The organism is Nocardia sp. NPDC049220 (assembly GCF_040647855.1).
In the GTDB taxonomy this organism is placed as follows: Bacteria; Actinomycetota; Actinomycetes; order Mycobacteriales; family Mycobacteriaceae; genus Nocardia.
In genome coordinates this window covers 1-11,092 of the sequence record NZ_JBEZDA010000040.1, presented here as the reverse complement: position 1 = coordinate 11,092, position 11,092 = coordinate 1, and the positions used below count along the sequence as shown (strand labels likewise).

At 66.5% G+C, this 11,092-nt stretch carries 13 protein-coding genes and 1 pseudogene; 2 read left to right on the top strand and 12 right to left on the bottom strand.

From position 1 onward, the window contains the following. From AB0C34_RS31265 to AB0C34_RS31250, 4 genes are all read right to left on the bottom strand, one after another. A partial coding sequence (locus AB0C34_RS31265; RefSeq protein WP_357080992.1) for an FtsK/SpoIIIE domain-containing protein occupies positions 1–1,004 on the bottom strand: 1,004 nt, incomplete at its 3' end. Beyond that, positions 1,001–1,261 (bottom strand): hypothetical protein, encoded by a 261-nt coding sequence (locus AB0C34_RS31260; protein WP_357033518.1) that lies wholly within the window; start codon positions 1,259–1,261, stop codon positions 1,001–1,003. The genes AB0C34_RS31265 and AB0C34_RS31260, both read right to left, overlap by 4 nt. After that, a complete protein-coding gene (locus tag AB0C34_RS31255) occupies positions 1,261–1,656 on the bottom strand; it encodes a hypothetical protein (RefSeq protein WP_357033515.1) in 396 nt (131 codons plus the stop codon). Before AB0C34_RS31255 ends, AB0C34_RS31260 begins: the two co-directional genes overlap by 1 nt. A gap of 3 nt (positions 1,657–1,659) precedes the next feature. Continuing rightward, positions 1,660–2,148, bottom strand: coding sequence for a plasmid replication, integration and excision activator (locus AB0C34_RS31250; RefSeq protein WP_357080989.1), 489 nt, complete (start codon positions 2,146–2,148; stop codon positions 1,660–1,662). A gap of 66 nt (positions 2,149–2,214) precedes the next feature. On the opposite strand from AB0C34_RS31250, the gene AB0C34_RS31245 reads away from it, so the two are divergent. Continuing rightward, entirely contained in the window at positions 2,215–2,994 is a 780-nt protein-coding gene (locus AB0C34_RS31245; protein WP_357080987.1) for a GntR family transcriptional regulator, read from the top strand. Between the two features lie 4 nt (positions 2,995–2,998). After that, positions 2,999–3,529: a GNAT family N-acetyltransferase gene (locus AB0C34_RS31240; RefSeq protein WP_357080984.1), complete on the top strand. Its 531-nt coding sequence runs from the start codon at positions 2,999–3,001 to the stop codon at positions 3,527–3,529. Between the two features lie 24 nt (positions 3,530–3,553). Here AB0C34_RS31240 and AB0C34_RS31235 read toward each other — a convergent pair whose 3' ends face one another. From AB0C34_RS31235 to AB0C34_RS31200, 8 genes and pseudogenes are all read right to left on the bottom strand, one after another. Beyond that, a complete protein-coding gene (locus AB0C34_RS31235) occupies positions 3,554–4,075 on the bottom strand; it encodes a hypothetical protein (protein ID WP_357080981.1) in 522 nt (173 codons plus the stop codon). After that, complete coding sequence (locus AB0C34_RS31230; protein WP_357080979.1) at positions 4,072–5,268, bottom strand: AAA family ATPase; 1,197 nt, start codon at positions 5,266–5,268, stop codon at positions 4,072–4,074. Before AB0C34_RS31230 ends, AB0C34_RS31235 begins: the two co-directional genes overlap by 4 nt. A 1,111-nt stretch (positions 5,269–6,379) precedes the next feature. Continuing rightward, entirely contained in the window at positions 6,380–7,603 is a 1,224-nt protein-coding gene (locus tag AB0C34_RS31225; RefSeq protein ID WP_357080976.1) for a site-specific integrase, read from the bottom strand. Then, positions 7,600–7,818 (bottom strand): helix-turn-helix domain-containing protein, encoded by a 219-nt coding sequence (locus AB0C34_RS31220; RefSeq protein WP_142035548.1) that lies wholly within the window; start codon positions 7,816–7,818, stop codon positions 7,600–7,602. Before AB0C34_RS31220 ends, AB0C34_RS31225 begins: the two co-directional genes overlap by 4 nt. Before the next feature lie 37 nt (positions 7,819–7,855). Further along, complete coding sequence (locus AB0C34_RS31215; RefSeq protein WP_357080972.1) at positions 7,856–9,418, bottom strand: replication initiator; 1,563 nt, start codon at positions 9,416–9,418, stop codon at positions 7,856–7,858. After that, positions 9,415–9,672: a WhiB family transcriptional regulator gene (locus AB0C34_RS31210; protein WP_357033496.1), complete on the bottom strand. Its 258-nt coding sequence runs from the start codon at positions 9,670–9,672 to the stop codon at positions 9,415–9,417. The genes AB0C34_RS31215 and AB0C34_RS31210 overlap by 4 nt, the downstream gene beginning before the upstream one ends. Positions 9,673–9,707: 35 nt before the next feature. Beyond that, the gene (locus AB0C34_RS31205) at positions 9,708–10,382 is read right to left on the bottom strand and encodes a DUF2637 domain-containing protein (protein WP_357033491.1); all 675 of its coding nucleotides are present in this window, start codon (positions 10,380–10,382) and stop codon (positions 9,708–9,710) included. Continuing rightward, positions 10,379–11,092 (bottom strand): annotated as a pseudogene (locus AB0C34_RS31200) (hypothetical protein); the annotation flags it as partial. The pseudogene AB0C34_RS31200 and the gene AB0C34_RS31205, both read right to left, overlap by 4 nt.

Here is an 11,092-nt window from a genome sequence, read left to right as displayed (position 1 = left end):
GCGTAGGCCGTCAACACGGCGACCTCATCCACCATGACAACGTGCAGCGGCGCACCTTTGGAGGGCTTGTGCAGACGAGACTTGCCGGCCATCGCGGCACCGCGCTCGTCAATCACGCGGAGCACCGCCTTGAGGGCAGCGATGGCGGCGCTCGGGTTGTCGGCCACCGCGTGGAACAGACCCTCCCCGACACGCACCTCAAGACCGCGCTTGAGGTCGATCCCCCATAGCTTGACGAGGCCGGCGTTCACGGCCGGGCCGAGGTTCGCGGCGATGCCCCAGAAGATCGAGCCCTTGCCGGAGCCAGAGGCGCCCACGACGAGGGTGTGCCGGCCCAGCAGCCCGAGCCGCCAAGTCGAGCCATCCACCTTCCGACCGATCGGCAGTTCATCCACGAGAACCAGCTCGGGGAAGCCCGCGGTGATCGGCAGTGCGAGGGCGTCACGCATCGTCAAGGCGATGACGACCGTTCCCGGGGCAACCGTGCGAGCCGACCACGCCAGGGCGTTGGCAGTGGTCGCGATAGCCGGCAGCGCGCGAGTGATCGCGTCAGGTGTCAGGCCGCGCTGAACTCGGACCTTGAGCGTCAGCGTCTCGCCCCTTGCCGAACGCTTGAGCACCCGAGGCACGACGAGGGTCCCGTCAGCCTTCTTGGTGGACAGGCCGCACGACGATGCGACGTCGACCCACTCACGCCGAGCCCATTTCTTCCACGCCCGACGCCGGGACGGGCCGGCTACGCGGCGTTCGTAGCTGACCGGAGCGACGCCGAACCAGAAGCCGCAGACCACTCCGGGCGCGAGGCCGACGACGAGGAAGCACAGCCCCTCAGTACGGGCGTCGGGGCGACCGGTCAGGGTGCCGAAGCCCCACCAGACCAGACCGATCAGGCCGAAGGTCAGCACCAGAGCGCGGCGGTGCCAGATCCACCACGAGCAGGCCCGCATGTACCGCTCGGCCGGGCGCAGCACACGCCGGAGCTGGGAGACGCGTTCGGGCTTCATCGATCCTTCTCCATTCCGAAGCGGCCCACCCAGCGGCCGGACTCGTCGTAGAACTCGGGCCGTTCGGCGCGGTGGGCGTTCGTGGCCGCGAGGCTGATTTCGGTGTGCAGGCTCGCGGCCCGGTCGTGCAGGCCCTGGGCCTGGTCAGCCGCACCGAGGACCCCGGCACGGTCGAGGGTTCGGTACGCGCCGTTCAGCGCCGTCACGGCTTCAGACAGATAGCTCGCGGCATTCGCGAGGGATTCGGCGCGGGACATCAGGCAGCCTCCTGCGCAACGGCGTGTGCGTCAGAGGACCAGTCCCACGGACGGCGGTGCGGAAGCCCGCCCAGCGCGAGCGGTGCGGACAGGAACACGGGCACGTTGCCCGAGGTGCCCCTCCACGACGAGAACCCATCGAGGCGATCACGTTCGATGTCCGAGCGTTCACCGAGACCGAGCAGGTGGGCGACCGTCTCACCGTGCGTGGTGTCCGTGACCGTCACGAACAGCCGCTTCTCCCCGGTCGAGCTGTCGTCATACCAGGCGATGCTCTCCACCCGGTCGTCGCCGATCAGTTCAGCCACGTAGGCGGCGAACCGGAGGACATCCCCCGCCGAGGGGGCGAGAACCGAAGCCCCCGCCACCCCCGACGACTTGGCGTTGATGCTCATGGGTCAGGCTGCCTTGCCGGCGTCCGGGCGGGCAGGCGTGGCCACGTCGGCCTTGCCCGGCTCGCACACGTCGTCGGCCTTGTACGACCACGCGAGGCGCGGCCGGTTGCCGTTGTCGTCCACGTACGGCAGTGCCGTGAGGCCCACGAACTCGATGGGCGTCCACGGGAACGGCGTCTTGTTCTCCGGGGGCACGGGCTGGAACTTCGCCGCGATCTTGACCGTCACGGCGGTGTCCTTCTTCCCCGCGTCCTCGTCCGCGTCGAGGACCACGACCTGCCACAGCGGCAGCCCCGTGTCCTTGTCGAGCTGCTGCGGGCGGGACCCGTCCTCACGCTTCGGACCGTTGAAGTCGGCCACCGGCTCGACCTCACCCTTCAGGAACGCCCCCTTCGGGAAGACGTCCTCGTGAGCCACTGCAAACCGTCGCTGCATCGCCATGGTCTTGCCCTTCTGTTCGACTAATCCAACTGGCTTAAGCCAGCGATCCACACCATAGACTAGCTTGAGCCAGTTGCGCAAGAGAGTGGCTTGAACCAGTTCGCTAGAGTTGGGCGCATGGCAGATCAGCGACCCCACGGCGACAACGCCGAAGCCCGCGCGATCGCGGCGGCACTACGGGACGCGATCCACTCCGGCGAGTACAACGCCGGCGACAAGCTCCCGTCAGAGCGAGTGCTCGCGGCGACCTACCACGGTGCCCGGAACACGGCCCGAGCGGCGATCCAGGAACTCATCCAGGAAGGCCTGGTGCGGCCCGAGCACGGGCGCGGGTACTTCGTTCGTGAGCGGCCGCGGTGGATGCGGTTCGGCCGGCTGCGCTACACGACGCCGATGCGGGCCGTCACGACGCATGGCCCGTTCGGCGCAGAGGCGCGGGCCCAGGGCAAGACGCCCCGAGTCGACGTGCGCAACGTCGAGCGCATCCCCTCCCCCGTCGACGTCGCGGAACGACTCGACATCGAGCCCGGGGCCGACGTCGTACGGCGTGAGAACTGGTACTACGCCGACGAGATCCCCATGCAGATCGGCATCACGTTCATCCCGTGGTCCATCGCCAAGGGCACCGCGCTCACGAAGGCCGAAAACCTCGGCAAGCGCGCGCTCTACGGCCGGCTGGAAGACCTCGGGTACACCATCGCGAACATCCGCGAAGAGGTCACCGCGAGGCCGGCTACCCGCGAGGAAGCCGAAGGTCTCGAAATGCCGGCAGGCGTGCCCATCATCGACCTGTGGCACACCGGCATGACCGCCGAGAATAAGCCGTTCGAAGTGACGAACTTCCGCATGCGCGCCGACTACTCAGCGCTCGACTACGACATGCCTGTGGAGTACTGAGCCCATGGCTGTGACGATCCGACCGCGCCGCGAGGAAGACATTCCCGTCCTGGCGGCCATCCTCATACGTGTGCATGAGCTGGACGGATACCCAATCGAAGGCGTGGCCGATCCGGAGGGCTGGCTACGTCACGACAGCGAGCTACGGAGTTGGACCGCAGTCGAGGACACCACCCCAATTGGCCAAATCACCTTAACCATAGGTGCCCCAAGCGACGACGCCGCGCGAGCCTGGTACGAGCACACGCACGGCGACGTCCAGTTCCTCGCAATACCCGCTCGGCTCTTCGTCGCCCCCGAGCACCGAGGTACCGGAGCAGGACGACTTCTAATGAAAACGGCCATCGAGTTCGCACGCGCCCGGAAACTGGCTATCGCATTCGACGTAATGCTTAAAGACCGCGCTGCGATTAGTCTCTATGAAAGCCTCGGAGCGGAACGTGTCGCAGAAATCGTTCATCGGGCCGCTCCTAACATTGAGGAGCCAGCCGCCGTCTACCTTATCCCTGATGGTCCGAATTCAGCCGCAACGTAGCTCAGCCAGCGTTTCGCAGCCTGCCTAGTTGCATTGGAAGACAGTCGAGTCCACGCAGCCACCGCGCAGCCAATCCTGCCAGTCTTCGGATGGGTTGAACCACTGTATTTTTCGCAGAACCTCGTAATCGGCACCAAGCCTCACCACATAATTCCGCTGTCGATCATCCCGAGACGCCACCGCAAACCAATTGAGGATCACGAGCTCTACGATGAAGGCATCCTTCTCCATGGCAGTTCTGATGCCTTCATCTTCGACCTTGCTTATCGCCCTTCGATAATCCGCAACACGGCGATCTTCTATGTGTCGGATCCTGCGCCTGGACTCCATACTTGCCCACCACCGGTTGAATGCCCGCGAAGCATGCTCTGTCCACTCGGTTTCGAGTTCCGGTGATGTCACGACCCCTACCTTGCACGCCGCGTCCTGCAATGCATTCAAAAGGAGTAGGCAGTCAAGACTCGTGTCGTTCCTCGCTGGATCGTTGTACGACTTCGCGATGTTCGTATCGATGATCAGGTACTGGTTGTACTGTGCAGTCGTCATCGACGGGCCCCGATCGCCTTGAGGTAGTCAATGTCGGCATCCTGGGAAATCTCATCAAAGTCAACGGGCCAGTCACCGAAACGACCTGCTTCGTCCAGTTCCGCCACGTCTACGCGACTGAACCCGGTCTCCGGATCACGACTGAACCAGTTCATCGACACCGCCGAAGGCGGCAGGCTGCCGAGCGCTATCTCGGTCTGGATTGAACGGATCAACAGGGAACTGTGAGTCTCGATTACCACGCGGACCCCACGATTAGCTGCGGCAACCAACGGCGCCGCAAGAGCAACCTGCGCCCTTGGATGCAGGTGAATCTCAGGTTGCTCCAGGTAGACAATCTGGCCGACTCTCGCCGCGAGCAGCGATACTAGGACAGGCAGAGCCTGGCTAACGCCGAAACCTACGTCGGCCACACTGACCAGATCCTGTGCACCGCCTCGCTGAGCGCGCGGCGTACGTCCGACCAGCAACTCGACGGATGCGTCGTTAATCTTCTGTGCCTTAATCTTCCAGGTGAGGCCTAGTACTTCCAGGTCATGCGCCAGGCTCGTGACCAGACTCGGCGCCCGATTCGACCACTCATGAATTATGCTGGCCACATACGTTTCGAACGTTCCTATGTACGTGGAGCCGACCGCGGATCGAGGATATTGCCTCTCCGGGTTTCCACGCAGACCAGGCACGTGGATTATTCCTCGCAGCAATTGCGACCATTGCGCGGTGTCGTTGTCAACGACTGGAGTTTTTAGCGGAGCCCGAACTTTGCTATCTTTCGAGATGAGGGTCAGGGATAAGTCCAAGAAGCATGTGCTCCGGAGCACATCCACTTCGTACTCATACTCGGATTCTAGGCTGTTGTTAATAAACGCTCGGCCAAGCGCGTTTAGATACGGCTCGTACTCTGCAACTTTTGTCGCTGGCATTCCTGGGTAGAGATTCATGGACCGACCCGGCCCCGAAGCGATGTCATGTGATATGACGAACCCGTCATCGCTCGTAGTGTAGGAAATAGTGCGGTCAAAGTCGCCGCTCGCCAATCCAACAGTGAACGATGCGCTTTGAGTAGCCCGGGATCTCTCGCGGCTCAGCGTCTGACTTGCATCGGTAAACTTCACGTTCGGACCGTGAAGCAGTATTGCGCCCGGATCAAAACTGGAATCGATTGTCTGCTTCAGCAAGAGGAATGCCTGCATGAAGCTAGACTTTCCCGCACTATTCGATCCGGACAGGACCGTCAGCGGAGCGACATTTATCGAAACCCTGTTACCGATCGCCTTGAATCCCGAAAGGCTTAGAGTCAGTTGCCCGTGCGTCGTATCGAGGTGTGGAGCTGACTCGTTCTGGTCATCAGCCGAACGATCGGCCCGGACTCGTCGATTCCTCGGTGGCATGTCGACCCTTCGTCGCGTCAGGAGCGCTAGACATCATGCCTGCGTGCCAGCGCCTATAACTTACGCTCACGCAACCCCTCGGTCACGTCCAAGGAGGGGGTGAACTAACAGGCTCTTTGACGCCAGCCAGCCGTGTGAGGACTTTCTTTACTGGATCAAGGCGCGGCTCCGCCGCGCAGGGGCGCGCCGTGCCGGCGCGCCCAGGGGCCCGCGACAGGGGAGCCGGCCCCCGCGCGGGCTCGCTGCGCTCGCTCCGCGCACCCCCATCGCACCCTGGTCGCGCCGGCACGGCGCGCCCCACTCATGACGAAGGCGGCCCGGCCAGATGACCGAAACCGTCTCTCGTCGTGCAGCTCTTGCTCGTCGTCGTGCTTCCCGTAGATCGCGGACGGTCACGGCGGCCGGCACCCGTAGCCGGCTACTCGATCATCCGCCTAACAACCGCCCGCCCCCGCTCCCCCATGCTCGCCTGATCAGTGGTCCAACTTCTCACGAGACAAGCAACGACCGGCTCTCGAAGTCTCTTATCAACGCCGAACCGCATCAAGGGCACTACGCGTCACTACGTGATGGACTCCGTCCACCCTTGACCCGATCCGACGTCGACAAGACGTGGCAGGGAGCCGGGCGATGCCCACCTACGGCCGCACCGGATGTGTCCCCGATCTGTCCCCAACGCCCTGCACGCGATGCGTGTCGGAGCACTCCCTAGCTCACAGCAACCGCAGAGAACCGGGGGCGAGGACTCGTCAATCCACCTGGGGGTCAAGGGGTCGCAGGTTCAAATCCTGTCAGCCCGACAGATCGCCCCTCACCTGTTCACGCAGGTGAGGGGCGTTTTTCGTTGTCTTGAAACCCTCGCTGCGACAGATGTCGGAACGAGACTTGTCCCCGATCCGTCCCCGATCCGGGTTCATGCCGGCTCCGCGTCGTCGGCAGCCGGCGCAGTTGGTGCCGCACTGTCGGCCGCCCACCAGGCACCGAACGTCGCGCCGGCGTCGGTCAGCGCTCGGTGGTCCGGGTGCAGGTAGCGGGCGGTCATGGCCGGGTCCTGGTGGCCGGCCACCCGCTGGAGCACGTGGAGCAGCACGCCACTGTCAGCCATCCAGGTCAGGGCTGTGTGCCGGAGCCCGTGCCGAACAAGGCCGGCGATGCCGAGGTCTTTGACGAGCTGGTCCCAGTTCGTGGCATCCCGAAGCGTCGCGGTCGTGATGGTGCCGCCGCGCGGTCCCTTGATCAGCGGCGAGTCATCGGGCCGGCCAGCAGCCATCAGACGTTCGAGCGTCTCGCGGGCCGGCTCGATGATCGGCACGACACGATTGCGCCGGCCCTTGGTGGACTTCACGATCAGGCCGCCACGCCCGGGGTACTTCTGCCGGCGGACGTGGATCAGGCCGGCCTTGAGGTCGACGTCACCGACGATGAGCCCGGACACCTCACTGATCCGCATTCCCGTCGTCGCCAGCAGCAGCACCATGTCGCCCCAGCACTGGTCCCCTCCCGCTTCCACGACGGCGGCCACGAGCTTGTCCAGCGTCGCCACGTCCGGCAGCGCCAGCTCACGAGGGTTGACGTCGGACCCGTCCTTGACCTGACCCGGTTGCTTACGCCGAGCACGATCCTTGGCCGGATTCCTCGGCAACAGGCCATCGCGCACCGCGTCATCCAGGACGTGGACCAGCGCTGCGACCGTGTTCTTCACCGTCGAGTGACCGGAGGTCTTCTCCCATCGATCGATGGCCCGATCAATAAGGCCGGCCGTGATCATGCCGACCGGGATATGCCCGAGCTCGGGGATGACACGCAGCTTGAGGCCGGCCGCGTACGGGTCGAAGGTCGAGGTCCGATCGATGGACCGTGCCCACCGCTCCCCCATCCCGCCGATGTACGCCTCCAGGGTCTGGCCCGGGTTCACGCCGGTTCGTGCGATCGACTTCTGCTCATCGATCCACGCGCGCGCTTCCTCGTCGGACGAGAACGTGGCGCCGGCCTCTTCGCGGACGTGCGACACCGGGTGAGTCCAGCGGACCCGAGCGAGGTAGCGGGTGCCCAGCCGCGCACCCTCGCGTGTACGGACGTCGCCCTGCACATCCGCGCCGAGCGGCGGTACGGGCTGCTTCTTCTTCGCCGTGGTCATGATGCGACCTCGGCACGCGACGGGCCGGTCTCAGCGAGGTTCTTCCGGACCCACTCGTTGAGCAGCGCGAGCGGATAGCGGTAGACGCTCCCGATCCGCACGTGACGAGGACCCACGCCGTCGAGCCGCCAGCGCCGCACCGTCGACGGGTTCACCCGGAACCGCTCTGCGACCTCTTCCGTGGTCAGCAGGTCAGAGATGTCTGAGGCATCCATGGTCTTTCCCTTCCACATCCACCACACCGTGTTGTCGTCAGGCCGTACGGGCCGGGTACTTCTGAGCCGCCTTCCACTGCGCGTACTCGCGAGCACGAGCGGCAGCAGCCTCGGCAAGCTCCTTCTCCCCGTTGGTCGACCAGCCGGTGCCGGCGTAGGTCCAGGAGCCGTCGACCACGAGGGTCGTCTCTTCGTCGTCGGCCAGGAGCCGGCGTTCGAGGTCGGTCACGTCGAGCGGTTCGCCGGCGCGCTGCGCCTCAGCAGCCAGACGGGCGAATCGTGCTCGAGCTGCGCGCAGCCGGCCGAGGGTGACGGAGTAGCGCCGGCTCTTGGTGGAGAAGTGGCCGCGGAAGCCGAGCATGTGCGCCCACTTGGCGAGCAGCCGGTACGGCGAGTCGATGCAGGTCCCGCACACGCACCCGTCCTCGTCCTCTTCGGGCTCGTAGCCGGCGGGCCGGCAGGCGGTGGCGGCGCGGTCGGCCAGGCGACGGCACTCACGGGTGAGCCTGGACAGGTGTGGGCGGGGCGACGCCGGGTCGACGTTGGTCGACTTGGTGGCGTACTTCGCGAGATAGCCGGCTACCTGTTCCGGCACGAGGGTGTCGGACGTGCGGGCATCGTCGGCAGCGGTTCCCGGTAGGCCAGTGCGCACGGTCCGCGCGTCGAGCTGGGACCCGAAGGCCAGCACACGCGGCACGTCCGCACCGTCGACCGCAGGAGCCTCTACCCGCACCCCACGAGCGGCCTGTTCGATCAGGCCAGCCAGCGTCGACCCGTCCACGGGCGCAGTCGAGCCGGGACCGTCGGAGCCATCGAGGCGGACCAGGGCGTGGAAGTGCACGAGGCCGCGCGCCTGGTACTCAGCGACCTTGGCGTACTGCACAGACGCGGCCTGGCGCAGCTCGGCGTCCGTCAGCCCGAGATAGCCGGCCAGGGCACGGCGGAGAGCGATCGTGAAGCGTCGCCACAGTTCCGGGGCGTGCCACTGCCAGACGATGGCCGAGGTCCAGTCGTAGCAGTCCCAGCACAGCGGCGAGCCCACGGCCTGGTCGGTCTCGGTGTGGACCCGCATGCAGGACTTGGACCGGCCGTGCGGGCAGGTCTTGGCGCGGTCATAGGGACGGCAGGTCCCACCGGCCTTGTGCCCGTTCTTCGGGCGCACACCGTGGACGTGCCCGAACGACGGCGCGGTCAGCGTGGCGAACACGAGCGGGTTGGACGCCACGGTCTCGGGCACGGTCTTGCCGCCCAGGAGGCCGGACCGGATCATCGCGAAGGTGTCGCGGGCGTAGACCCGGGAACAGGCCGGGCAGACGTCCTCGCGACGGTTGCCGCACGGTCGGTACAGCACGCCCATCGGGGCGTCGGCCGAGTGGTACTCGCTGACGACCTCGCCCGTGGTGGTGTCCACGGTCATCGAGGACCCGGAGAGCTTGACCGGGTGCGAGCAGTACCCGACGCCAGCAGCGACCTCGGAGAAGGCTTCCAGGCGGGCACGGAGGGACCGGCCCCGAGTGCTCTGGGTAGCGAACCCCAGGGCACCCGGAGCGACCTCCAGTGGTGCGTGCTCCCCGAACCCCGGGAACTCAAGGACGGTCATGCGACGTCCCAAGCTTCGGAGTCCGGCTCAGCCAGGCGAGCCTGACGGCGGATAGCAGAGCGGTCCCGGTCGTGCCCGGCCCAGAAACCACCAGTGATCCGCGCTTCTGCCACGTAGACACGGCAGGCGTCACGCAGCGGGCAGCCGGCGCAGACACGGGACATGGCGGCGACGTCCGAAGCTCCGAGCCGCCAGGTGTCCACGGTCCAGGGCAGGTCTCGTTTGTCCTCCTGGGCGCACGAGGCACCTAGCATCCAGCCGCGCGGAACGTCCTGAGGGCGAAGGCCGGTCATGCTTCGGCCCTCACGGCGAAGCCGGGCAGGTCCAGGGCATCCTGGGTGACCGGACGGACGCGGCCCAGGCGCGGACGGCGAGGCGTCGGAGCGACGACGGGCGCAGATGCCGGTGTGGCAGCGGGAGCGGACTCGGCGGGTGCAGCCGGCTCGATGGCGGCCGGCGTGGGAGCGGGCTTCACGGGTGCCGGCTCTGTCGCACGCTCAGCGGCGACCTCAGGCACAGGCACGGGCGCGGCGGAGACCACGAGCGAAGCCAGAGCGTGCGTCGAGGTGAGCACCGACAGCGGCGCGAGGGCGACCAGGACGACACCGACGACGGTGCGCAGCTCGGGGCCGACGTCGTAGGCGTGCGCGGCGTTCGCACCGATGGACACGACCGTGAAGCCAAGCATCAGGGTCCAGGCCCACGCCGAGGAACGGCCACGGGCACGAAGCACGAGCGCGACCAGGCCGTAGACGAGCACCGAGGCGTCGATGACGACGGGCACGAGGAACGCCAGAGCCTCGGGGACGCGACCCCAGAGAGCGGCGTCCCGCAGGGACGCGAACGAGAGTGCGAAGGAGGCCAGAGCGACGGCGGCGGTCAGGACGACAGTGAAGACGAGCACGGGCCGGGAGTCGGCAGCGATGCGGGCGACGGGGCCGGCAGGGCGGGCGGGGCGGTTCATGAGTCACCTCCGGGAGTTGAGGGCGCACCGGTCTCGCGGACGCGAGGCGTACGAGGGGCGCGCGGTGCACGGGGCTTGCGCGGGGCACGAGGCTTGCGGGGAGCACGAGCGGCCGGCGTGGTCGAGCTCGGGGCGGCGTTGTCGTCGTCCGGCGTCGACTTCATGGCCGTTTCAGTGGGCGGGTTCACGGCATGCAGGTGCCCACCAGCAGCGCGCCATGCGGCAGCCTGATCGGCGTCCGACCGCGACAGCGCAGCGGGGCCGGCGTTGTGGTTCGGGTACGTCGCGGCGACCTGGCGAATCAGGTTGTCCGGCCAGTACGCGGCCCGGATCTTGTCCGACGTGCCGTCGTCGTTGACCACGTACGCCGTGCCAGGCGCGTCGATGCTGATGTCATGGGCCGGTGCGACGTCGTGCATGCCGTCACCGAGGACCATCCGGACCTCTTCGGCCGAGCGGAGCCGGAGCGCCACGGTCTGGGTGAAGAGGCCGCGCATCCCGATGGTCTCCTTGCGCGGGTCCTGCACGCAGGCCACGACCAGGACGCCGAAGGCGCGACCCTGGGTCAGAATCTCGGACAGCAGCCGGGAGGCCTCGTTCTTGGTCTCCTTCTCGGCGTAGGCCGTCAACACGGCGACCTCATCCACCATGACAACGTGCAGCGGCGCACCTTTGGAGGGCTTGTGCAGACGAGACTTGCCGGCCATCGC

Bases quoted from the DNA above. Each gene is read 5' to 3' on its own strand.
- AB0C34_RS31260 (WP_357033518.1), bottom strand. From the start codon at position 1,261: ATGTCCCGCGCCGAATCCCTCGCGAATGCCGCGAGCTATCTGTCTGAA.
- AB0C34_RS31255 (WP_357033515.1), bottom strand. From the start codon at position 1,656: ATGAGCATCAACGCCAAGTCGTCGGGGGTGGCGGGGGCTTCGGTTCTC.
- AB0C34_RS31245 (WP_357080987.1), top strand. From the start codon at position 2,215: ATGGCAGATCAGCGACCCCACGGCGACAACGCCGAAGCCCGCGCGATC.
- AB0C34_RS31240 (WP_357080984.1), top strand. From the start codon at position 2,999: ATGGCTGTGACGATCCGACCGCGCCGCGAGGAAGACATTCCCGTCCTG.
- AB0C34_RS31235 (WP_357080981.1), bottom strand. From the start codon at position 4,075: ATGACGACTGCACAGTACAACCAGTACCTGATCATCGATACGAACATC.
- AB0C34_RS31230 (WP_357080979.1), bottom strand. From the start codon at position 5,268: ATGCAGGCATTCCTCTTGCTGAAGCAGACAATCGATTCCAGTTTTGAT.
- AB0C34_RS31225 (WP_357080976.1), bottom strand. From the start codon at position 7,603: ATGACCACGGCGAAGAAGAAGCAGCCCGTACCGCCGCTCGGCGCGGAT.
- AB0C34_RS31220 (WP_142035548.1), bottom strand. From the start codon at position 7,818: ATGGATGCCTCAGACATCTCTGACCTGCTGACCACGGAAGAGGTCGCA.
- AB0C34_RS31215 (WP_357080972.1), bottom strand. From the start codon at position 9,418: ATGACCGTCCTTGAGTTCCCGGGGTTCGGGGAGCACGCACCACTGGAG.
- AB0C34_RS31210 (WP_357033496.1), bottom strand. From the start codon at position 9,672: ATGCTAGGTGCCTCGTGCGCCCAGGAGGACAAACGAGACCTGCCCTGG.
- AB0C34_RS31205 (WP_357033491.1), bottom strand. From the start codon at position 10,382: ATGAACCGCCCCGCCCGCCCTGCCGGCCCCGTCGCCCGCATCGCTGCC.